Consider the following 21,985-nt stretch of genomic DNA (forward strand, 5'->3'; position numbering starts at 1 on the left):
GCTGGATCTTGCTCCCCTTGGGGTGGCAGCGTATGCAAGGTGCGAATTCTTTTGAAGAGGCAGCCCCCAGGCGAAAATCTCGCGGCGCCTTTCTGAACCGAAAACAACGAGGGCAGCATGGCCACAAGCATAAAAAAACTATCCAATACCTTTGTTTGGATCCTTATGGGCTTGCTGATTGTGGGCCTTGCCGGCTTTGGCGCGGTCAACTTTAGCAGCTCGATGTCCGCCATTGCCCTTGTTGGCGAGGAAGAGGTCACCGTTGACGAATACCTGCGCGAGATGCAGCGCGAACAGCGTGCGCTGCAGGCCCAGGGCGGTCAGAGCCTGACCTTTGCCCAAATGGCGGCCTTTGGTCTGGACCAGGCGGTTCTGAGCCGTCTGATCTCCATCGCCTCTATTGATAACGAAGTCAAAAGCCTCGGCATTTCTGTTGGCGATGACAATCTGCGCCAAGAGCTGGCCGAAATCCCGGCCTTTCAGGACGCCAGCGGCAAATTCGACAGGCAGGCGTATAAATTTGCGCTGCAGAACGTCAACCTGACCGAAAGCGATTTTGAGGCCGATCTGCGCCGCGAATCCGCCCGGACCCTGGTGCAAGGCGCCATCGTGGTCGGTGCTAAAATGCCGAACACCATGACCAAAACCATGACCGATTACATCGGCGCGCGCCGCAGTTTCTCTTATGTGCCGTTTAGCCCGGATCAGATCGCCCTGATCCAGGTGGTGCCAGACGACGCGGAGCTCAAGGAATTTTATGACGCCAACACGGCGCAGTTCACCCTGCCCGAAACCAAACGCATCACCTATGCGCACCTCAGCCCTGATATGATCCTGGACACCGTCGAGGTCGCAGAAGAGGCCCTGCGCGCACTTTATGCCGAACGCAGCGATCAGTATCAGGTGGCCGAGCGGCGCCTGGTGGAACGTCTGGTTTTTGCCGATGAGGCCAGCGCCACCGCTGCCATGGCACAGCTGGATGCCGCAGAGACAACCTTTGAAGCTCTGGTCGAGGCGCGCGGTCTGTCGCTGCAGGATATCGACCTTGGCGATGTAACACAGCCCGCCCTGGGCGCGGCAGGCGAAGCGGTGTTTGCCGCTGCGGTGCATGATGTCACCGGTCCGCTGCCTTCCGATCTTGGCCCTGCCCTGTACCGGATCAATGGCCGGCTTGAGGCCCAGCTCACCACCTTTGAGCAGGCCCTGCCTGATCTGCGCGACGAGCTGGCAGCGGATCGCGCCCGCCGCCTGATCGAACAGCAGGCCGAAGACATCAACGATCTGCTCGCCGGCGGTGCGACGCTGGAAGATCTGGCAAATGAAAGCGAAATGGAAGTCGCCAGCCTGGACTGGAGCGGCGACACCGGCGAAGGCATCACCGCCTATGAGGGATTCCGTGCCGCTGCCAGTGTGGTGACCCTGGAAGATTTCCCCTCGGCCGAATTCCTCGAGGATGGCAGCCTGTTCGCGCTGCGCCTTGATGAGATCCTGCCGGAACGTCCCGAAGCCTTTGAAGAGGCCAAACCAAAGGTACTAGCCGCGTGGGAAGCCGATCGCGTTGCGACGGCGCTGCAGGCACAGGCGGACGCCCTGCTGGCCGCCACCACTGAAACCGGCGATTTCCCCGAAGGCACCCAGGTCCAGACCGAAACCGGCCTCACCCGGACCGCTTACCTCGACAATACCCCAGCCGATATGATGAACCAGATCTTCGCCATGGCACCAGGGGATCTGAAAGTGATCAAAGGCGAGGCCAGCACCGTTGTGGTCCGTCTGGATGAGATCCTTGCCGCCGAGAACAACGAGGAGACGCAGCTCCTGGCAGAGGCTTTGGGCACCCAATTGGACCAGGCCGTATCCGAGGCGCTGTTCTCTGCCTTTATCAGCGCCGCACAGCTTCGTGCAGCACCGCGCGTTGATCAACAGGCGCTCAACGCCGTCATGACGAACTATCAGTAAACAAGTGAGACCCGCCCAATGGCTTTGACCCCAGATTTTGCGCGCTTTGCCACGGCCTATGAGAGCGGTGAAAACCAGGTTGTCTATACGCGGCTTGCCGCAGACCTGGACACTCCCGTTTCTTTGATGCTCAAGCTCACAGGCGCCCAGAAGGACGCCTTTATGCTGGAATCCGTAACCGGTGGTGAGGTGCGCGGACGCTACTCCATCATCGGCATGAAGCCGGATCTGGTCTGGCGCAGCCATGGGGAGGCCTCGGCGCTCAATCGCTCGGCCCGGTTTGACCCGGATGCGTTTGAGCCGCAGGAGGGTAATCCGCTCGACAATCTGCGCGCGCTGCTGGCCGAAAGCAAAATCGATCTGCCCGAGGATATGCCCCAGGCCGCCGCCGGCCTGTTTGGCTATCTGGGCTATGACATGGTGCGCCATGTGGAACATCTGCCGGATGTGAACCCCGACCCGCTGGGCCTGCCGGATGCGGTAATGATGCGTCCCTCGGTGATCGCCGTTCTGGATGGTGTCAAAGGTGAGGTCACCGTGGTGTCTCCGGCCTGGGTGAGCGAGGGCCAGACCGCCCGCGCCGCCTATGCCCAGGCAGCTGAACGGGTCATGGATGCGGTGCGTGATCTGGAACGGGCGATGCCCGCAGAAACCCGCGATTTGGGCGAGGCCCGCGAGATCGCGCCGCCGGTATCGAATTTCACCAAATCCGGCTATATGGAAGCGGTGGAAAAGGCCAAGGACTACATCCGGGCCGGCGATATCTTTCAGGTGGTTCCAGCGCAGCGCTGGAGCCAGGACTTCCCGCTGCCCCCCTTTGCGCTCTATCGCTCATTGCGGCGCACCAACCCGTCGCCTTTCATGTTCTATTTCAACTTTGGCGGCTTCCAGGTGATCGGTGCCAGCCCGGAAATCCTGGTTCGGGTCTTTGGCAATGAGGTCACCATTCGCCCCATCGCAGGCACCCGCCCCCGCGGCGAGACCGCCGAACAGGACAAGGCCAACGAGCTGGATCTATTGGCCGACAAAAAGGAGCTGGCCGAGCATCTGATGCTGCTGGATCTGGGGCGCAATGACACCGGCCGGGTTGCCAAGATCGGCACGGTCAAGCCCACTGAGCAGTTCATCATCGAACGCTACAGCCATGTGATGCATATCGTCTCCAACGTGGTGGGTGAGCTGCACCAAGACAAAGACGCCCTGGATGCGTTTTTTGCCGGCATGCCTGCGGGCACGGTTTCCGGCGCGCCGAAAGTGCGGGCGATGGAGATCATCGACGAGCTGGAACCGGAAAAACGGGGTGTCTATGGCGGCGGTGTTGGCTATTTTTCAGCCGGGGGAGACATGGATATGTGCATTGCCCTGCGGACCGCCATCGTCAAGGACCAGACGCTTTATGTGCAGGCCGGTGGTGGCGTTGTCTATGACAGCGACCCTGAGGCCGAATATATGGAAACCGTGCATAAATCCAACGCCATCCGCCGGGCTGCGGCCGATGCGGCGCGCTTTGTCGGCAATGGAAACAGCTGACCGCGACAGGCGATCCTCAGTACGGACACCATAAAAGGACCTCCCTGAGGAGGCCCTTTTATGTTTTAGCGTCCCTGGAGTTGGCGCACTGCGCGCCTGGCCTTATGTTAGGTTCCCGCTCAGTCTGCCGCAGGAAGAGCGGCCTTGAGTCCGGCTGAAATGGGCGCCAGGCCCACCTGGCTGGCGCGATCCTGCAAGCCCCACAGCAACAGCGCTGAAATGGTATCCGGGCGCAACCGGCCAAGCATGATCACAGCGCCTTCCTGACGGGCGCGAAAGGCCGCCTGGTCCAGGAACCGGCGAATGGCGCGCGGGTTTTGTCCGGCCCCGTCAAAATCGCGAAACACCACACCCGCTGGCATACCATCGCGCAGGGCCAGCTTTTGCACCGTGTTCAGCCCGCTGTTCTGGGTCACCATGCCATAGCCCGTGGCCTTCATCACTGCCACCATCTGGTCCGCCAGGGGCCGGTTGCCCTGAAACCCGGTGTCGACCCCTTCCAGGATACCAACCGCCTGGGGTAGTTGCTGCATCCAGACCCCCATGGCGGTTTCAGCGTCCTGCGGGCTGGCCTCACGCGGCAGGTCGGCAAGGATCAGCACCTCAAACCCGGCGGCGCGGCGCGCCTTCATCTTTTCTGCAGCCTTTGGATCCTGAGGAGAAATTGCAAAGGTCAGCGGATAGGGGAAATCCTGCAAAGCTTCGGCGCCAATTGCGGCCGCGTCATCTATCAACACGATGGACATCAAGGGTCGGTTATCCAGCGCGACAAAAGCCTCGGCGTTAATCTCAAAGGGGCGACCCTCGGCCAGAACCGCCTCTGAGGGGGCCGCGTCATCGCCGGCAATCAAAGTCGGTGTGCTGCTGCGTTCGGTCAACGGAACCACACGGGTGCCGAGGCGTGCCCCCAGCTCCCCGCCAGAGGTTGCGCCCTCGGCAGAGGCCAATTGCTGTTCATCAGCCTCTTCGTCAGCCACCAAAGCAGCTGCGCTCTCTTGCTGGCTTGGATCCACCTCTGCTTGCGCTTCGCCGCCTTCTGACTGCGACGGTGTCACAGCTGTAGCAGATATGCTGGGCAGGGCCGTGGCCACCGGCGCTGTCCCGATTTCTGGCCCCAGAGAACCCGACCCAGAAGGAGTCGCCACTACAGGAGCAGTGATCCCCGGGCGCGGTTGGCTGGCATCTGCTTGGGTGGCGGCTGGTTGGGTGGCGTCTGCTGTTTCCGTATCGGCGGCTTCCACTGCGGGGCTCTCTGCCCCCATGCCGGGTGCTTCCGTAATTTTTGTGCCCACCCTGACAGTCGTGGTATCGCCAGTACCGCTGGCCCCTTGCGAGGGAGCTGCTTGTTCGGACAGGGGCAATGATTCCATTGGCGCCGATTCTGTGGTGGATTCTGCCGAGACCGGCGGTGCTGGCACTGCCGCTGTCTCGGTGGAGACAACCGGCCCCTGTTCCTGGGCCGGGGCATTGGGGGCTACGCCGCTCTCGGTCTCCGCTGTGACGGTGCTTGGCACCTGTGGCAGGCTCTGCACCCCTGCCCCTTGGCTCATATCGCCCGGGCTGGCCCCCTCCGCGGTGGCCACCACGGGCCGTGATCCGGGGTTGGTGTCAAGAACGGCAACTGGACTGGCGTCCTCGGTGCGGGAGTTTGTGGGGATGCTGGGGGCTGCTTCCACCAGATCGGCATCGCGACGTTCACTGGCCTCAGGCGCCTGTGTCGCGGCAGCTTTGGGCGGGTTGGATTGATCCGGCAGTGTTGCATCAACCTGCACACGGCTCGGCAAAGGAGACGACAGCGACACCATTGCTGCCCCGCCAACGGCCACCAGTGCACCGATACTCACGCCTCCGAGAAACCCTTTCATCGCAGTCTTGCCTCTCATCACCTGTTTCCACCCTGTCACCGGGCTGGTTTATCCTCAAAACCACAGACAACAAACTGTGCAGCTGCACCGGTTTTGCTACCTGTTTGGTCCCTTGTCAGGTCAGGCACTGCGCCAATTGACCGTCCTGCTCTTGACGCTGCCGCGCAAGCCTGAACAAGTATACCGAAACCACTATACTGCGGCGCCCCCCTCGCCCGCCACCCATAAAAGAGCCCACCAAGATGCTGCTGCTAATCGACAACTACGACTCCTTTACCTACAACCTTGTGCACTATCTGGGAGAGCTCGGCGCCGAGATGGAGGTCCATCGCAATGATGCCCTCAGCGTGCAGGAGGCCATGGCGTTAAATCCGGCAGGCATCCTGCTGTCGCCTGGCCCCAAGGCCCCGGAACAGGCCGGTATTTGTCTGGCGCTGACCCTGGCTGCGGCAGAAACCAGAACGCCCCTTCTTGGGGTTTGCCTGGGGCATCAAACCATCGGCCAGGCCTTTGGAGGCAATGTCGTCCGCTGTCACGAGATCGTGCATGGCAAGATGGGCAAGGTACAGCACAACAACTCCGGGCTATTTGCCGGGCTGCCCAGCCCGTTTGAGGCAACCCGCTATCATTCTCTGGTGGTGGATCGCGAAACCCTGCCCGAATGTCTGGACATCACCGCCGAGCTGGAAGATGGCACCATCATGGGGCTGCAGCACAAAGAGCTGCCAATGCATGGGGTTCAGTTCCACCCCGAATCCATCGCCTCCGAGCACGGCCATGCCCTGCTCAAGAACTTCCTTGATGACATGAAGGTGCCCGCATGAGCGATTTGATCAAACCGCTGATTGGTGCCGCCGCCGACCGCCCCCTGAGCCGCGATGAGGCAACCCAGGCCTTTACCCTGTTGTTTGAAGGCGAAGCCACTCCCAGCCAGATTGGCGGCATCCTGATGGCGCTGCGCACCCGTGGCGAAACCGTTGATGAATATGCCGCTGCGGCCTCGGTCATGCGGTCAAAATGTAATCCTGTGAAAGCCCCCGCCGGGGCTATGGATATTGTCGGCACCGGCGGCGACGGCAAACATACCTTGAATATCTCCACCGCCACCGCCTTTGTCACCGCAGGCGCCGGGGTTGTGGTCGCCAAACATGGCAACCGCAACCTGTCGTCACGCTCTGGCACGGCAGATGTGCAGGCGCAGATGGGCATCAATGTCATGGTGCCGCCAAAGGTGGTCGAAGAGGCGCTGGACCATTGCGGCATCGCCTTCATGATGGCGCCTATGCACCACCCGGCCGTTGCACATGTGATGCCAACCCGTCAGGAGCTGGGCACAAGAACGATCTTTAACATATTGGGACCATTGACCAATCCTGCCGGTGTCAAACGTCAGCTCACCGGTGCATTTAGCCGCGAACTGATCCGCCCCATGGCGGAAACCCTGGGCCAGCTCGGGTCCGAGCGCGCATGGTTGGTGCATGGATCTGACGGCACTGATGAGCTGACCATCACCGGGATCAGCTGGGTCTCCGCGCTGGAAGAAGACGGGTCGATCAATGATTTCGAACTGCACCCGGAACAGGCCGGCCTGCCCGTACATCCCTTTGAGGCCATCGTTGGCGGCAGCCCCGCAGACAATGCAGCGGCCTTCCGCGCCTTGCTGGACGGTGAAAAAGGCGCCTACCGTGATGCAGTTCTGTTGAACGCAGCCTCGGCACTGGTGGTTGCGAATGCGGCCAGCTCTTTGAAAGAAGGTGTTGAAAAGGCGATAGAAAGCATCGATTCTGGTGCGGCCAAGAATAAGCTAGAAGCCTTGGCAAAAATCACCACGGCCGCCGCCGTATGAGTACAGCTGCTGGCTCAGCCCCAAGCGCACCCCAGTTAGGTGACTGGGGCGAACTGGCGTTTTTCTCCCAGGACTGGCCGGCAATCAAAGCGCAGCTGGATGCGGAATCTCGGGCCATTTTGCCGCCAAACTCGGTGCGCTTTGCGGCGCTTGAACTGACGCCGCTGAACAACACCCGTGTGGTCATCCTAGGCCAGGACCCCTATCCGACGCCGGGTCACGCCAATGGGCTGGCCTTTTCAGTCGCGCCTGACGTGCGGCCTCTGCCACGGTCTCTTTCTAACATTTACAAAGAGTTGCAGGAGGATATTGGCGCCCATCCAGCCACTGGAGATTTGCAAAACTGGGCACGACAGGGCGTTATGCTGCTCAACACTGCACTCTCGGTGCCCAGTGGAGAAGCCAATGGGCACAAAGATCTGGGCTGGGAGAATCTGGTTCAACAGGTGCTCGCCAGGACCTCGCAAAGACCCACTGCCTATGTATTCTGGGGAAAACAGGCGCAGAGACTTGAAAAACACCTCCATCCGGGCGATCACCTTATCCTGAGGACTGCCCACCCATCTCCGCTATCTGCCCATCGCGGTTTCTTTGGGTCAGGGGTGTTTTCAAAGATCAATAGCTGGCTTGCCGCACGCGGATCACAGCCAATCGACTGGACGATCTAAGGGTAGACATGACACAACACAATGACAGGAGGCAGGACCATGGCTGAAAATGTGCTGGAAAAGATCAAGGCCTATAAGCTGGAAGAAATCGCCGCTGACAAAGCCGCCAAGCCATTAGCCGAAGTCGAAGCCGAAGCCCGCGATGCCTCAGCCCCCAGGGGGTTTGCGGAAGCGCTCTCCAGTGCTGCCCGCGACGGCTATGGGCTGATTGCAGAAATCAAAAAGGCCAGCCCTTCCAAGGGGTTGATCCGGGAGGACTTCGATCCTGCCGCGTTAGCCCAGGCCTATGAACAGGGCGGCGCTGCCTGCCTGTCGGTCCTGACGGATACGCCAAGCTTTCAAGGCGCCAAATCCTTCTTGGTTGAGGCGCGCGCGGCCTGTTCCCTGCCCGCCCTGCGCAAAGATTTTATGTATGATACCTATCAGGTTGCCGAGGCCCGCGCCCTGGGCGCCGATTGCATCCTGATCATTCTCGCCTCGGTCACCGATGCACAGGCCGCCGAGCTGGAAGACTGTGCCATGGAATGGGGGATGGATGTGCTGCTTGAGGTCCATGACGAGGCCGAGCTGGAGCGTGCCAGCCTGCTGAAATCCCCGCTAATGGGGATCAACAACCGCAATCTAAAAACCTTTGAGACAACATTGGACACCACTCGCCATTTGTCGCGGTTGGTGCCCGCCGGGCGCAGTATCGTCTGCGAAAGCGGCCTTTCTACGCCGCAGGATCTGGCGGATATGGCCCGCTATGGCGCCCGCACGTTCCTGATTGGGGAATCCTTGATGCGACAAGACGACGTGGCACTGGCCACCCGCACCCTACTGGCTGACCCTCTGACCCCCGGGGCACTGTGACATGGCGCTGACCCATTTTGACACCAAGGGCGACGCCCATATGGTAGATGTCTCCGATAAGGCGGTCACCGCGCGCGTGGCCGTGGCCGAGGGTCACATCACCATGGCTCCGGAAACCTTTGAAATCATTTCCCAAGGTAAGGCCAAAAAGGGCGATGTACTGAGCGTTGCGCGGCTGGCAGGCATCATGGGGGCGAAAAAGACGCCCGAGCTGATCCCCCTGTGCCATCCGCTCGCTATTTCCAAAGTCGCTGTTGATCTGACCTTGGATCCCGACCTGCCCGGTGTCCGGGTAGAGGCCACAGTCAAAACCACCGGTCAAACCGGTGTTGAAATGGAGGCCCTGACGGCGGTGTCAGTTGCCTGTCTCACCGTCTATGACATGGCCAAGGCCGTGGACAAAGAAATGCAGATCGGCGGCACCAGAGTTGTGCTAAAAGATGGCGGAAAATCAGGGCGGTACGAGGCTTAGATGATTTCAGTTTCCGAGGCCCGCGCGGCTCTTTTACGGCTCATCTCGGTGACCGAAATAGAACAGGTTCCACTGGCCGAGGCCAATGGACGGATCTTGGCTCAGCCGGTCAGCGCTGTGCGCGACCAGCCTCCCTTTTCCGCCTCGGCGATGGATGGCTATGCGGTCAAACGGGACGAAGTTGAGCTGCACGCCATGTTTCAGGTCATCGGTGAGGCCGCAGCCGGGCATCGCTTTGAGGGCCGCCTAAAGGCTGGTCAGGCGGTACGGATTTTCACTGGCGCGCCAGTGCCGGATGGTGCTGATTTTGTGGTTATCCAAGAGGATGTCGACCGCAAGAAAGACCTGATCACCATTCTCGATCAACCCGGTGCTTCGGACAATATCCGCCCCCGTGGCGGTGATTTCACCCTCGGCCAAACCGTCAATGCGCCGCGCCTGCTGCGCCCCTCTGATGTGGCGCTTTTGGCGGCGATGAATATCGCCAAGGTACCCGTCTACCGCCGCCCCGTTGTCGCATTGATCTCTACCGGTGATGAGTTGGTGATGCCCGGCGGCACCCCTGGCCCGGATCAGATCATCGCCTCAAATACCTTTGGTCTCAAGGCGATGCTGGAAGAGTTTGGCGCAGAAGTGCGGATTTTGCCCATCGCCAAAGACAGTGACACGTCGTTGAAAATGGCTTTCTCTCTGGCCCGTGACGTTGATCTGGTTGTCACCATCGGCGGCGCCTCGGTTGGCGATCACGATCTGGTCGCCAAGGTCTCCGCTGATCTTGGGATGGAGCGTAGCTTTTACAAGGTTGCCATGCGTCCTGGCAAGCCGTTGATGGCCGGACGCATGGGCAAAGCTACCATGGTCGGATTGCCTGGAAACCCTGTTTCTGCAATGGTTTGCGGGCATATCTTCTTGCGCCCCATGATCCAAAGCATGTTAGGTTTTGAGGCTCAAGAAGAGAGCCTGCAAACGGCAACCCTTACCCATGATTTGGCTGCCAACGGGCCCAGGAAACACTACATGCGTGCGACAGTTGCCGCCGGGGAAATCACCGTTTCGCCCAGACAGGACAGCGCACTTTTGACCATTCTGGCCGATGCCAACGCCTTGCTCGTCCTGCCGCCCCATGCGCCTGCGCAGCGCTGCGGTGACACTCTGCACTACCTGCCAATTTAACCGCCCCCAAGCGGCAGGCGTAGCGGAACCCTAAGCAGTGAAAACCTCACAAAAGAGACTGCGGCGTTCTTGCGTTGTTGACACAAAACGGGAACATGAATAGAACAAAACGAAACGGATGTAATCGGAGGGACGGCAATGCTAACCAAGAAGCAATTGGATTTATTGAACTTCATACATCAGAGACTGCAAAAAGACGGTGTTCCCCCGAGTTTTGATGAAATGAAGGTTGCCCTTGATCTGCGCTCCAAATCGGGGATTCATCGGCTCATTACGGCGCTTGAGGAACGTGGTTTCATCCGCCGACTTGCGCATCGGGCACGTGCCATCGAAATTCTGCGCCTGCCGGAAAATATGACTGGCGCTGCCACAGGCGATGACGCGCCCGGACCTGCAATCAATATCGACACGCGCCGTACGCCGCCTGCATCCGCCCCTCGGACCGCACCGTCAGAGGAGGCCGTTATTGCTTCCCTGCAAATTCCCGTGATGGGCCGCATTGCTGCCGGTGTCCCGATTGAGGCGATCAACCAGATCACCCATCAGATCGCGATCCCTCAAACAATGCTGTCCTCTAATGGAAAACACTACGCCCTGGAGGTGCGCGGCGACTCGATGATCAATGCAGGGATCAACGATGGCGACATTGTCGTGATCCGCGAATGCGACACGGCGGATGATGGCGATATCGTGGTTGCCCTTGTCGCCGATGAAGAAGCCACGCTGAAACGGCTGTTCCGCCGCAACGGCGCCATTGCGCTTGAGGCTGAAAACCCCGCCTATGAAACTCGGATCTTTTCGCAAGATCAGGTTAAAGTTCAAGGACGGCTGGTAGGTCTGATCCGCAGCTACTAAGCTTTTGAGGGCACCAGGATCGTGACGGAGCACTGAAAAGTCAGCGTCGCGACCAGGGGCGATCTCCCGCCAGTTCGTTTGCGCTTATCAATATGCCATTCTGTGTCATTGCAATGCTGCCACTGCTCCGCAGGCGATCTGGTCCCAGAATCGCGCAGGGGCCCGCAGGCTGAAGCTCCGTATTGGCAACCACCAGATCCGATGCATGGCAGCCCACAAACGCTTCAGCCCGCCGTTTGCCAGTGATATGTATAATGCGGCGTCCAGAAACCCAGATACCTCTGCCTTTCGCAAGCGCAGTCCACCGCTGCGCAGCCTCAGCTTGGGACACTGGCGTACCATCTGCGGCCAACCAGCTTTTTGCAGTGTAACCTTGGCTGGTCGCCCGGGACAACGCTCGGCCTTCTGGGGTCAACACCCCGACCAAGGACCCATTTGCTGAAACAAGCAATACTGGCCTATCTGTCTGCCCCCAGATCGCCAGAGACAGCCCAACCAGGCACAAACCGCCCCAGCGCAGCCTCCCTTGCCAAAGCAGTACAACCAGCGCCCCCAGGGAAAAAAGTGGCAACACCCAAGGACCGGGCATAACCACGCCGCTTTGTGCATGGGGTAACGCGGCGACCCAATTCGCCACTCCCAATATCCACTCAAGACCTAACTGCAGAAAGAAAACCCCGACCATCTCGGCGCCGATAGGGGCCAAGCAAAGGGATAAAACCGCAGCAGGAACAACGACTAACCCCATAATGGGAACCGCCAGCACATTGCCGAGAAGCCCATAATGGGACAGAGCATTAAAATGGGCCGCGCCAAAGGGCGCGGTTGCGATCCCGGCCACTGCCGAGGAAACAACCACCGTCAGGACCGGGTGCAACCAAACGGGGCCCGGTGCCAGCCGTTGGGTGCGGATCCAGCCAAACACCGCAACCAGCGCCGTGGTCGCAGCAAAGCTCATCTGAAACCCCGGGCTCATCAGCGTTTCTGGCCTGCGCAACAGGACAAGTGTCGCCGCAACAGCAACCGCTCTCAAGGATATGGCGCGTCGATCCAGCAAAACCGCCACAAACATTACGAAAACCATAATAAAGGCCCGTTCCGTCGAAATGCTCGCACCAGAGATCCCGAGGTAGACTGCCCCCACCGCAAGCGCCGCCGCTGCGGAGATTTTTTTGATGTTCCACCGCAGGGCAAGTGACGGAATTAGGCAAAGAAAAAACCGAAGCGCCGTAAACACAAACCCAGTCAGCAACCCCATGTGGAGCCCGGAAATCGCCAGCAGATGGGCCAGGTTGCTTGCTCTCAAGGCCTGCAGCTCTTCTGGGGCGACGCGGCTTCTGTCTCCTGCGATGATTGCAGCCGCGAATCCTCCGGTCTTGGCCCCCAAACGATCCTGCACCGCCCGTGACAGGTGATAGCGAAACCGATGCAGATATAGCCCCTCCTGCGCAGGCTTGAGCACCACGATCGGCACCCGGGTATAGCCATTGGCGCCAATTTTCATCAACCAGGCATAACGGCGAAAATCAAACCCACCCGGCTCGCTCGGCCCCTGAGGAGGCATCAGATGTGCAGTGGTGGCCACCGTCGCCCCCACTTCCGGGCTTTCGCTTCCGGCAGCAAGGGACACCCGCACCCGTGCAGGACGCTTTGCTGGCGCCACGCGCGCCACCCGTACATGATCCAGCGTCAGTCTAAGGGCACCGCGACTGCCACGATCTATGGCAATGATCCGCCCCTCTACGGGCCCATAGTAGCGAAATGTCAGGACTGGCGCCTGCACCAGTGCGGTGCGCGCCACCGCAGACAAGAAGCCTAGGCAAATGAGAAGGATCGCCCAGGCGACCATCGCCCGGCTATCCCGGCAGCGCGTCAGTGGCAGAGCCAGAAGGATGGTCAAGGTTAGCAAACACCAGGTTGGAAAACCCGGATCGCTGCGCAGCAGAAAGAACCACCCGATGCCAAGCCCGAGACACACCGGAACCCAGGTCAGCAACACCCCACGCTGGGCCTGCAGGGTCTGATCAAGGCGCAACAAAATCTGCAAGGTTGCTCCGGCTTCCCTGCCTCGGTACACAGACGGAAAATCCGGCTCATTTTTGGTTTCCAAAGGCAGATCACCTCATGTCAAAACCCGTCGTCACACGCTTCGCCCCTTCTCCTACAGGCTATTTGCACATTGGGGGTGCCCGCACGGCCCTGTTTAACTGGCTTTTTGCGCGCGGCCGCGGTGGCAAGTTTCTGTTGCGCATCGAAGACACCGATCGTGCGCGCTCCACCCCCGAGGCAACAGCGGCCATCTTGCAGGGGATGAATTGGTTGGGGCTGGACCATGACGGCGAAATTGTCAGCCAGTTTGAAGGGGCGAAACGCCATGCGGAAGTGGCCGAACAGCTGCTGAGTGAGGGCAAGGCCTATAAGTGTTTTGCCACCCAGGAGGAGATTGCCGCCTTTCGCGATGCCGCAAAAGCCGAAGGTAAATCAACGCTGTATCGGTCTCCCTGGCGGGACGCCAGCGCCGAAAGCCACCCGGATGCCCCCTATGTGATCCGCATCAAGGCGCCGCAGGACGGGGTCACAGTGATCAAGGATCAGGTGCAGGGGGATGTCACCATTCAGAACGACCAGCTGGATGACATGATTCTGCTGCGCTCGGACGGCACCCCAGTCTATATGCTGGCGGTGGTGGTTGATGATCACGATATGGGCGTGACCCATGTGATCCGGGGCGACGATCATCTGAACAACGCGGCCCGCCAGATGATGATCTATACCGCAATGGGCTGGGATATTCCGGTCTGGGCCCATATTCCATTGATCCACGGCACAGATGGCAAAAAGCTCTCCAAACGCCATGGTGCGCTTGGTGCCCAGGAATATCAGGCCATGGGCTATAGCGCTGCGGGTATGCGCAACTATCTGGCCCGTCTGGGCTGGAGCCATGGCGATGACGAGTTTTTCACCGATGCCCAGGCGCAGGCCTGGTTCGGGCTGGAGGCCATCGGCAAAAGCCCGGCACGTTTTGACACCAAAAAGCTGGAAAACCTCTCTGGGCAACACATTGCCGTTAGCGATGACGCTGCGCTGCGGCAGGAGATTCAAGCCTACCTGATCGCAGCTGGCAAATCACCATTGGATGACGTTAAGTCAGCAAATCTTGAACGTGCGATGTATTGCCTCAAAGATCGGGCGAAGACATTCCCAGACCTGCTTGAAAAAGCTCATTTTGTCCTGACATCCCGGCCAGTTGTGCCGGATGAAAAAGCCGCCAAGGCACTGGTAAATGTATCCGATGGTATACTGGCTCAATTGACGCCGCAGCTGCAAAGTGCTAGCTGGGCGCGTGACGATCTTGAGGCGCTTCTTAATACATTTGCCGAAGCCCATGACACCAAGTTCGGCAAACTGGCCGCCCCCTTGCGGGCCGTGTTGGCCGGTCGTGCCGCAACACCGTCGGTGTTTGACATGATGCTGATCCTGGGCCGTGAAGAAACAATGGCCCGGCTCAACGACTCCACAGGCTGACCCTGTCCTTAACCGGTCAGTAAGCCTGTTCCTATACCACCTCACCTGCGCGATCCGCGCGCAGGTTCTGCCTGCACCGTGCCCGGGATAAAATTCCGGGTATTCGTGCCTGATACAGGAAGGGACATCTATGACCGAGACACAGAAGACCGCAAAGCTCAGCCTGAACGGCCAGGATTATGAGCTTCCCATTTTCTCGCCTACCGCCGGGCCTGATGTTCTGGACATCCGCAAGCTTTACGCCCAGGCCGGGGTTTTCACCTATGATCCGGGTTTCACCTCGACCGCCAGCTGTGACAGCACCATCACCTATATCGACGGGAACGAAGGCGTGCTGCTGCACCGGGGCTACCCCATCGACCAGCTGGCGTCTAAATCGCATTATCTGGAAGTCAGCTATCTGCTGCTTTATGGTGAACTGCCAACAGCAACTCAGCTGGAAGATTTTGAAGCCCGTGTGACCCGTCACACCATGGTGCATGAACAAATGCACAACTTCTTCCGTGGCTTCCGTCGCGACGCGCATCCGATGGCGACGATGGTTGGTGTGGTCGGGGCGATGTCAGCTTTCTATCACGATTCAACCGATATTGCCGACCCTTGGCAGCGCGAAGTGGCGTCGATCCGTCTGATCGCAAAACTGCCAACCATTGCGGCCATGGCCTATAAATATTCGATCGGCCAGCCTTTCGTGTATCCGCGCAACGATCTGGATTATGCAGCCAACTTCCTGCACATGTGCTTCTCGGTTCCTGCCGAAGACTACAACGTGAACCCGATCCTGAGCCGCGCAATGGACCGGATCTTTACCCTGCACGCCGATCACGAGCAAAACGCCTCGACATCGACCGTGCGCCTGGCGTCGTCTTCCGGGGCAAACCCCTTTGCCTGTATCGCTGCGGGTATCGCCTGCCTTTGGGGACCAGCCCATGGTGGCGCCAACCAGGCCTGCCTGGAAATGCTCAAGGAAATTGGCACGGTTGACCGCATTCCTGAATTCATCGCCCGCGCCAAGGACAAAGACGATCCCTTCCGTCTGATGGGCTTTGGTCACCGTGTTTACAAAAACACCGACCCGCGCGCCACGGTTCTGAAACAGTCTGCCGACGAGGTGCTCGAACTGTTGGGTGTCGAAGACAACCCGCTGCTGCAGGTTGCCAAAGAGCTGGAACAGACGGCGCTGAATGACCCCTACTTCAAAGAGAAGAAGCTATTCCCGAATGTGGATTTCTATTCCGGCATCATTCTCGAAGCGATGGGTTTCCCCACCTCGATGTTCACGCCAATCTTTGCGCTGTCGCGCACCGTTGGCTGGATCTCGCAGTGGAAAGAAATGATCGCAGATCCACAGAACAAAATTGGTCGCCCACGTCAGCTGTATCTGGGCCAGACGACACGCGACTACGTGGATATCGAAAACCGCTAAGCACGCGCTTGTTGCGACGTCCAAGCCCCGCCGTTTCGGCGGGGCTTTTTTGTTGGGCCCTTGCCCGAGCAGGTCCCAGCCAGGCGACCGTCAGATTCTGCCAGGTGAGTCGGCAAAATCAAAATCAAGCATTGTTAAGACCCAAAGACTGCAAACCAGGTTCGCCACCGATCCTCTTGTGACCTTTCTAGAGATTTGGTGCTCTGCGATGAACAATACCCCTCAAGATGATCCATTGTGGAAAATGCCGGCTGATTTTCGAGTAAAGCCAGCTCTAATTTCCTTGTTCTGCGGCTCCAACCAGAGGTATTTTAAAAGAAATCTTAATCACTTTCTGGGGGACCACTAAATGATGTGGATGGCTCTTTTGGGTATCGGCCTGGTTGCCGGTATTGCGCTTATCGTCGACGACGATGACGATGCGCCTGCCAATGCCGACGGCGGCGATGATAACGGTGGGGATACCGGGGGCGGTGATGATACCGGGGGTGGTTCGGAAATCGACCCCTTTATCGGTGCCTCCGGTGATGATGAAATCGACGGCGATGCTGAGGATAACACGCTCCTGGGCAAAAACGGCGAGGACACTCTTGACGGTGGTGAAGGTGATGACCGCGTCTTTGGCGACGGTGGCAAGGACAACGTCGAGGGCGGCGAAGGCAACGACAGCGTCTTTGGCGGCAATGGCGATGACCTGGTTCAGGGCGGCGAAGGCGATGACCTTGTGCGCGGCGGACGCAATGATGACGTTCTCATTGATTCAACCGGAACAGACAGGCTTCAGGGCGACGGCGGTGACGATCTGATCATTGCAAGCGGTACCATGGACCCGGATGCAGAAGCGGCTTTCCTGGCGGATCCAGAACCTGAAAATGGTATTGGCAATTTGCTGGACCAGCTTCAAATCGACTTTTCCGCTGACAGCGATACAGACGGTGACCAGGCCTTTGGTGGCGCTGGCGACGACACGGTCATTTTTGGCGTCAATGATACTGTTGGCGGTGGCAGCGGAGCGGATACATTTGTGACCGCCTCCTGGCTCGAGGGCGAAGGCCCTGCAACAGTGACCGATTTTGATCCAGACGAAGATCAATTGATGTATGCCTATGACCCAGCCGCTGGTGAGCCTGACCTCACGGTGGAATTGGTGGAAAACGGTGATGGCACCTCTGATGCGATTGTCTCTGCCAATGGATCTGAGGTGATTCGCGTGCAGGATCAAGATGATAGCTTTGATCTGGCGGAACACGTGCTCTTGCTCAACGGCGTTCGCACGGGCTAAGAGCCACACCGAACAGTCGCCCATGGCCTGCGTTGAACCTGCCAGTTCGACGCAGGCTTTTTCTTGTCAGCCAAAGCCTGCAGGGCAAGGTGGCAGCACTAAGCGGCAGTCCCTTGCATTTGCGCCAGCACGCTGGTCGGGCTGCTTGGCGCTTTAGTAAAGAGCGTCATGTCCACCTCATTGGCGCAGCTGACGTCACCGGACAAAATACGGCTGGACATGGAGCGTTCGCTGAGACCATGGGCCTTTAGGAGTTCGGCATCCTGATGCGGGCGAAACTCCCCCTGAGAGTCGGGATCAGACAGATACTTACCGATCACTTTTGGCACCCGGGTTAGCTTTAGGTTGTTGCCTTTCAATACCGACCAAAAGAACCCATCCCCCATGGACCGGATCACTTCACCGTTTTTGAAATAGGAGGGGTACCACTTGCCGATGGTATGAACGTTCCATAGCGTCGCAGGGCCAAAGGTGCCGCGCTCTCCTGTGCCGCTGCCCAAGCGCAGGTTTTCATCCAGTACCGGGGGCCAGGTGGGTTTGAAATGGGTGTAGTCAATATCTGTCAGATCAAAGGGCTCTGCCATGTCCTTTTCGTCAAAACAGATTTCCCATTCACCACAGACCAGCGCTGAGTTTGTCTCTAGCGCTGTCCCCGCCAAAAGCCCCACCGCATCGCGCGCCAGGCGATCATCCATATTCAGGTTCATCACATAGGGCGTCGTCGACAAGGCCGTGCCAGCCGACCAGGCCTCATAGATGCTCAGCGGTTCGTCGAAACTGTGCCAGGGCGCATTCAGCCAATCAGGTGCCGTGTCGCCGTTGTCAAAAATGTAGCAAGGGTGAACATTCAGCGTCTGGGATTTTAGATTCTCCCAATGAGAGCGCAGCAGATCCAGCTTGTTTTTCTGTTGATGCCAAACCGCACAAAAGACTGTCACGATGGGTTGCTGGTCCTGCGAAAGGCTGGACAGATTATGGGATGTAAATTTCACGACGATGTATCCTAAAACCTCTAGTACGCCGAGAGGACGATCCACCCAACGCATAGAGTTTTAGGGATTCATGCCTAATTGACCGTTAACGGCCCTCGAATGTTGCGGGGCGTTTTTCAAGAAAGGCGGTGACACCCTCGTTGAAATCACGGCTTTTGCCACATTCCCCCTGAAGGGTCGCTTCAACCGAAAGCTGTTCTGGCAGGCTATTGCCATAGCTGGCGCGGATCGCGGTTTTGATTGCCCCAAACGCCTTGGTTGGGCCATTGGCCAAATAGGCCGCGCGCGCGCGCCAATGGGAGTCAAATTCATCATCAGGCACGGCTTCCCAGATCATGCCCCAGTCGCTGGCCTGTTTGGCAGAAATCTTATCGGCAAACAGCGCGGCGCCCATGGCTTTGGCCAGGCCCATCTGGCGCGGCAGGAACCAGGTACCACCCGCATCCGGCATCAGGCCAATACGGGCAAAAGCCTGCAGGAAATAGGCGCTTTCGGTGGCAATCACCACATCCGCGGCCAGCGCCAGATTGGCGCCTGCGCCAGCGACAGGTCCGTTAATGACGGACAGGGTTGGCACCGGGCACTCATAGATCGCCTCCAGCATTGGGGTGTATTCATCCCGCAGGGTACGTTCCATATCAATATTGCCATTACCAGAGGCATCGCTCAGATCCTGGCCCGAGCAAAACGCGCCACCTGCCCCGGTCAGGACAACCGCGCGGGCCTCGCCAGCGGCGCGTTTCATGGCATGCGTAATCTCTGCGCGCATCTGACCTGTCAGGGCGTTCATCTTGCTTGGGCGGTTCAGCGTAACAATCGCCAGACCATCCTCAAGCGTGTACAGGATTTCCTTGTAGTCCATCAAAGCCTCATATGTCTCATTGGCGGGGCGGCGATAGGGTCACCGCTTGGCCCAAGTTTATCCGCAACCGTGCCGCAAAGCAGGTAAGGCGAAAAGCTAAACCCCGCGTCACGGCAGTGAAATTGTCACTCGTCGAGAATCCGGCTCAACCGGGACTGTTCTTCATCGCTCAGCCCCTGCTCGCCCTCCTTGGACGCCCGCTCCCGCCCGCGCATATAGCCTGCAGCCACGCCCAGGGCCAATAGCAGCATCAAAGGACCAGCAGCCCAGAGCAGCCAGTTGGCGCCAGACGCGGTTGGCCGCAACAGCACGTATTCGCCATAGCGCGCAACCACAAAGTCAATCACCTCAGTGTTGCTGTCGCCCTCAACCAGGCGCTCGCGCACCAGAATGCGTAAATCGCGGGCCAGCTCTGCATTGGACTCGTCGATGTTTTCATTTCGGCAAACCAGGCAGCGCAGGTCTTTGGACAACTCCCGGGCGCGGGCCTCCAGAGCCGGGTCCGACAGGACCTCATCCGGTTGCACCGCCACAGCGGGCTGCGGCAGGGTTGCCATGGCACAAAACAGGGCAAGCGCACAGGCAGAGCCCAAGGTTTTCAGGAAGGTCATTGTGCCGCCACCCCTGCTGGTTCCTTGCTGCCGCCCTGCCCTTTGGCAGCTCCGGCAGCAACGCGAAAGCGGCGATCGCTCAGGCTGAGGAACCCGCCAAGCGCCATCAACAGGCAGCCACCCCAGATCCAATTGGCCAGGGGTTTGATATAGGTGCGCACGGTCCAGCCGCCGCCCGCTTGTTGATCGCCAATGACCACATAGAGATCGCGCAGCAGTCGATAATCGATTGCCGCCTCGGTTGTGGGCATTTTGGCTACCGGATAGTTGCGCTTTTCGGGATGCATGACAGCAAGTTCGCGCCCGTCCTGGGTCACCGTGATTGTCGCCATGGTGGTAAAGTAGTTCGGCCCGCGTGTGTTCTCGACCCCGTCGAGTGTCAGCTCATATTGGCCAACGGTGAAGGGTTCACCGATCTGGGCCACGCGGATATCTTCGACATCCCAGGCGGTCAGCCCAGCAATGGCAAAGATGGTAACGCCGAGCCCGGCATGGGCGGTGGCCTTACCCCAATCCGCGCGGGGCAGACGCATCAGTCGCCCAATGCTACCCGTGCGGCCCCATAGATCCACCAGCGCGCCAAACACCACCCAGGAGCCCAGGAACAACCCAACCGGGCCAAGAGCGGACCGCCCAGACTGCATCGCCCAGGCCAACACCGCCAGGGCCACAGCCAGCACAAAGACATAGCGCAGTTTTTTGATGGTCCGGCCCAGGTTGCCGCGCTTCCACGGCAACATCGACCCGATGGGAAGGATAGCCCCCAAAAGCACCATAAATGGCGTGAAGGCCGCATTGAAGAACGGCGGTCCCACCGAGAGTTTCCGCCCAAAGGCCATTTCCGCAACGATGGGCCAAAGAGTGCCAAAGAACACCACAAAGCAGCCAACTGCCAGCAGGATGTTATTGGCCACCAACGCGCCTTCGCGGCTGACCAGTCCAAACACACCTCTGGCCTGCATGGCTTGGGCACGGGCCGCAAACAACGTCAGCGCGCCGCCGGTAAAGAAGGCCAGGATGAACAGAATGAAAATCCCGCGCTCGGCATCATTGGCAAAGGCATGCACCGAGGTCAAAAGTCCCGAGCGCACGATGAATGTCCCGACCAGCGAAAAGCCAAAGGCAAGGATTGCCAGCAGGATGGTCCAGCTTTTTAGGGACTCACGTTTTTCTACCACGATTGCCGAATGCAGCAGTGCAGCCGCCAGCAGCCAGGGCATAAAGGAGGCGTTTTCAACTGGATCCCAGAACCAGAAACCGCCCCAGCCGAGCTCGTAATAGGCCCACCAACTGCCAAGCGCGATGCCAATGGTCAAGAAGATCCAGGCCGCCAGCGTCCAAGGGCGCACCCAGCGCGCCCAGGCAGCGTCAACGCGGCCTTCGATCAGCGCCGCGACCGCAAAGGAAAAGGCCATCGAGAGGCCCACATAGCCCAGGTACAAAAACGGCGGATGAAAGGCGAGCCCCGGATCCTGCAGCAGCGGATTCAGATCCTGGCCGTCAAAGGGCGGCACAGCGAGACGCAGGAACGGGTTGGACGTAAACAGAATAAAGGCAAAGAACGCCACTCCGATAGCAGCCTGTACTGCCAGAACGCGGGCCTTCAAGGTCTGCGGCAAGCCACCTCCGAACACCGAGGCCACCGCGCCAAACAAGGCGACGATCAGCACCCAGAGCAGCATCGAGCCCTCATGGTTGCCCCATGTTCCCGAGATTTTATACAGCATCGGTTTGGCGGAATGGCTGTTCAGCATCACCAGCCGCAACGAAAAATCCGAGGTCACAAAGGCCCAGACCAGGGCCCCAAAGGCAAAGGCGGTAAAGAAGAACTGCGCCTGTGCAGCGGGTTCGGCCACGGCCATCCAGCCGGGCCAGCGTTTATGGGCACCAATCAGTGGAACTACCATTTGAACAATGGCAACCATGAAGGCGAGGATGAGGGCGAAATGTCCGAGCTCTGTAATCATGACTATGTCTATAGTCTTTACCGCGAAGCGGGCCAATGGGAAAACCCGCGTCCAGCCGCCGCAGCCCCTTCACTTTTGGGCAGAATTCAGCCCAGCAAAC

General features: G+C 59.0%; 18 protein-coding genes. 12 read left to right on the top strand and 6 right to left on the bottom strand.

Annotation, left to right across the window (positions count from 1 at the left end; all coding sequences use genetic code 11):
- Positions 1–117: 117 nt before the first annotated feature.
- Together JZI28_RS09485 and trpE are read left to right on the top strand one after the other, a co-directional pair.
- Positions 118–1,959 carry a peptidylprolyl isomerase gene (locus JZI28_RS09485; RefSeq protein ID WP_375699958.1) on the top strand — a complete coding sequence of 614 codons (1,842 nt, stop codon included), beginning with the start codon at positions 118–120 and terminating at the stop codon, positions 1,957–1,959.
- Between the two features lie 18 nt (positions 1,960–1,977).
- Positions 1,978–3,489: an anthranilate synthase component I gene (trpE, locus tag JZI28_RS09490; RefSeq protein WP_375699959.1), complete on the top strand. Its 1,512-nt coding sequence runs from the start codon at positions 1,978–1,980 to the stop codon at positions 3,487–3,489.
- Positions 3,490–3,608: 119 nt separating this feature from the next.
- Here trpE and JZI28_RS09495 read toward each other — a convergent pair whose 3' ends face one another.
- Positions 3,609–5,372 (bottom strand): divergent polysaccharide deacetylase family protein, encoded by a 1,764-nt coding sequence (locus JZI28_RS09495; RefSeq protein ID WP_375699960.1) that lies wholly within the window; start codon positions 5,370–5,372, stop codon positions 3,609–3,611.
- A gap of 224 nt (positions 5,373–5,596) precedes the next feature.
- Between JZI28_RS09495 and JZI28_RS09500 the strand changes: the two genes are divergently transcribed.
- From JZI28_RS09500 to lexA, 7 genes are all read left to right on the top strand, one after another.
- Positions 5,597–6,178: an aminodeoxychorismate/anthranilate synthase component II gene (locus JZI28_RS09500; RefSeq protein ID WP_295453512.1), complete on the top strand. Its 582-nt coding sequence runs from the start codon at positions 5,597–5,599 to the stop codon at positions 6,176–6,178.
- Positions 6,175–7,200 (top strand): anthranilate phosphoribosyltransferase, encoded by a 1,026-nt coding sequence (trpD, locus tag JZI28_RS09505; RefSeq protein WP_375699961.1) that lies wholly within the window; start codon positions 6,175–6,177, stop codon positions 7,198–7,200. Before JZI28_RS09500 ends, trpD begins: the two co-directional genes overlap by 4 nt.
- Positions 7,197–7,868 (top strand): uracil-DNA glycosylase, encoded by a 672-nt coding sequence (locus JZI28_RS09510; protein WP_375699962.1) that lies wholly within the window; start codon positions 7,197–7,199, stop codon positions 7,866–7,868. Before trpD ends, JZI28_RS09510 begins: the two co-directional genes overlap by 4 nt.
- 39 nt (positions 7,869–7,907) lie before the next feature.
- Positions 7,908–8,720: an indole-3-glycerol phosphate synthase TrpC gene (gene trpC, locus JZI28_RS09515; RefSeq protein ID WP_375699963.1), complete on the top strand. Its 813-nt coding sequence runs from the start codon at positions 7,908–7,910 to the stop codon at positions 8,718–8,720.
- A 1-nt stretch (position 8,721) separates the two neighbouring features.
- Positions 8,722–9,192 (top strand): cyclic pyranopterin monophosphate synthase MoaC, encoded by a 471-nt coding sequence (moaC, locus tag JZI28_RS09520; protein WP_375699964.1) that lies wholly within the window; start codon positions 8,722–8,724, stop codon positions 9,190–9,192.
- The gene (glp, locus tag JZI28_RS09525) at positions 9,193–10,365 is read left to right on the top strand and encodes a gephyrin-like molybdotransferase Glp (protein WP_375699965.1); all 1,173 of its coding nucleotides are present in this window, start codon (positions 9,193–9,195) and stop codon (positions 10,363–10,365) included.
- 138 nt (positions 10,366–10,503) lie between these two features.
- Positions 10,504–11,220 carry a transcriptional repressor LexA gene (lexA, locus tag JZI28_RS09530; protein WP_348153998.1) on the top strand — a complete coding sequence of 239 codons (717 nt, stop codon included), beginning with the start codon at positions 10,504–10,506 and terminating at the stop codon, positions 11,218–11,220.
- Positions 11,221–11,260: 40 nt separating this feature from the next.
- Here lexA and JZI28_RS09535 read toward each other — a convergent pair whose 3' ends face one another.
- On the bottom strand, positions 11,261–13,267 hold the full coding sequence (locus JZI28_RS09535) for a ComEC/Rec2 family competence protein (RefSeq protein WP_375699966.1): 2,007 nt from the start codon (positions 13,265–13,267) through the stop codon (positions 11,261–11,263).
- 77 nt (positions 13,268–13,344) lie between these two features.
- Between JZI28_RS09535 and gltX the strand changes: the two genes are divergently transcribed.
- From gltX to JZI28_RS09550, 3 genes are all read left to right on the top strand, one after another.
- Complete coding sequence (gltX, locus tag JZI28_RS09540) at positions 13,345–14,745, top strand: glutamate--tRNA ligase (RefSeq protein ID WP_375699967.1); 1,401 nt, start codon at positions 13,345–13,347, stop codon at positions 14,743–14,745.
- A 130-nt stretch (positions 14,746–14,875) separates the two neighbouring features.
- The gene (gltA, locus tag JZI28_RS09545; RefSeq protein ID WP_297338636.1) at positions 14,876–16,171 is read left to right on the top strand and encodes a citrate synthase; all 1,296 of its coding nucleotides are present in this window, start codon (positions 14,876–14,878) and stop codon (positions 16,169–16,171) included.
- Positions 16,172–16,520: 349 nt separating this feature from the next.
- Complete coding sequence (locus tag JZI28_RS09550; protein WP_375699968.1) at positions 16,521–17,453, top strand: calcium-binding protein; 933 nt, start codon at positions 16,521–16,523, stop codon at positions 17,451–17,453.
- Positions 17,454–17,551: 98 nt separating this feature from the next.
- Here JZI28_RS09550 and JZI28_RS09555 read toward each other — a convergent pair whose 3' ends face one another.
- The 4 genes from JZI28_RS09555 to JZI28_RS09570 form a co-directional block, all read right to left on the bottom strand.
- Positions 17,552–18,445, bottom strand: coding sequence for a glycosyltransferase family 2 protein (locus JZI28_RS09555; RefSeq protein ID WP_375699969.1), 894 nt, complete (start codon positions 18,443–18,445; stop codon positions 17,552–17,554).
- 85 nt (positions 18,446–18,530) lie between these two features.
- The gene (locus JZI28_RS09560) at positions 18,531–19,307 is read right to left on the bottom strand and encodes an enoyl-CoA hydratase-related protein (protein ID WP_295453482.1); all 777 of its coding nucleotides are present in this window, start codon (positions 19,305–19,307) and stop codon (positions 18,531–18,533) included.
- A 125-nt stretch (positions 19,308–19,432) separates the two neighbouring features.
- Positions 19,433–19,918, bottom strand: coding sequence for a cytochrome c-type biogenesis protein (locus JZI28_RS09565; RefSeq protein ID WP_375699970.1), 486 nt, complete (start codon positions 19,916–19,918; stop codon positions 19,433–19,435).
- A complete protein-coding gene (locus JZI28_RS09570) occupies positions 19,915–21,885 on the bottom strand; it encodes a heme lyase CcmF/NrfE family subunit (protein ID WP_375699971.1) in 1,971 nt (656 codons plus the stop codon). The genes JZI28_RS09565 and JZI28_RS09570 overlap by 4 nt, the downstream gene beginning before the upstream one ends.
- Positions 21,886–21,985 lie beyond the last annotated feature (100 nt).

It is taken from the genome of Pseudophaeobacter sp. TrK17, assembly GCF_042192375.1.
In the GTDB taxonomy this organism is placed as follows: Bacteria; Pseudomonadota; Alphaproteobacteria; order Rhodobacterales; family Rhodobacteraceae; genus Pseudophaeobacter.

Excerpts from the sequence above, each read along its gene's own strand:
- moaC (WP_375699964.1), top strand. The coding sequence starts at position 8,722 with ATGGCGCTGACCCATTTTGACACCAAGGGCGACGCCCATATGGTAGAT.
- gltA (WP_297338636.1), top strand. The coding sequence starts at position 14,876 with ATGACCGAGACACAGAAGACCGCAAAGCTCAGCCTGAACGGCCAGGAT.
- lexA (WP_348153998.1), top strand. The coding sequence starts at position 10,504 with ATGCTAACCAAGAAGCAATTGGATTTATTGAACTTCATACATCAGAGA.
- trpE (WP_375699959.1), top strand. The coding sequence starts at position 1,978 with ATGGCTTTGACCCCAGATTTTGCGCGCTTTGCCACGGCCTATGAGAGC.
- gltX (WP_375699967.1), top strand. The coding sequence starts at position 13,345 with ATGTCAAAACCCGTCGTCACACGCTTCGCCCCTTCTCCTACAGGCTAT.
- glp (WP_375699965.1), top strand. The coding sequence starts at position 9,193 with ATGATTTCAGTTTCCGAGGCCCGCGCGGCTCTTTTACGGCTCATCTCG.
- JZI28_RS09485 (WP_375699958.1), top strand. The coding sequence starts at position 118 with ATGGCCACAAGCATAAAAAAACTATCCAATACCTTTGTTTGGATCCTT.
- JZI28_RS09500 (WP_295453512.1), top strand. The coding sequence starts at position 5,597 with ATGCTGCTGCTAATCGACAACTACGACTCCTTTACCTACAACCTTGTG.
- JZI28_RS09510 (WP_375699962.1), top strand. The coding sequence starts at position 7,197 with ATGAGTACAGCTGCTGGCTCAGCCCCAAGCGCACCCCAGTTAGGTGAC.
- trpC (WP_375699963.1), top strand. The coding sequence starts at position 7,908 with ATGGCTGAAAATGTGCTGGAAAAGATCAAGGCCTATAAGCTGGAAGAA.
- JZI28_RS09565 (WP_375699970.1), bottom strand. The coding sequence starts at position 19,918 with ATGACCTTCCTGAAAACCTTGGGCTCTGCCTGTGCGCTTGCCCTGTTT.
- JZI28_RS09560 (WP_295453482.1), bottom strand. The coding sequence starts at position 19,307 with ATGGACTACAAGGAAATCCTGTACACGCTTGAGGATGGTCTGGCGATT.
- trpD (WP_375699961.1), top strand. The coding sequence starts at position 6,175 with ATGAGCGATTTGATCAAACCGCTGATTGGTGCCGCCGCCGACCGCCCC.
- JZI28_RS09550 (WP_375699968.1), top strand. The coding sequence starts at position 16,521 with ATGATGTGGATGGCTCTTTTGGGTATCGGCCTGGTTGCCGGTATTGCG.
- JZI28_RS09495 (WP_375699960.1), bottom strand. The coding sequence starts at position 5,372 with ATGAGAGGCAAGACTGCGATGAAAGGGTTTCTCGGAGGCGTGAGTATC.
- JZI28_RS09570 (WP_375699971.1), bottom strand. The coding sequence starts at position 21,885 with ATGATTACAGAGCTCGGACATTTCGCCCTCATCCTCGCCTTCATGGTT.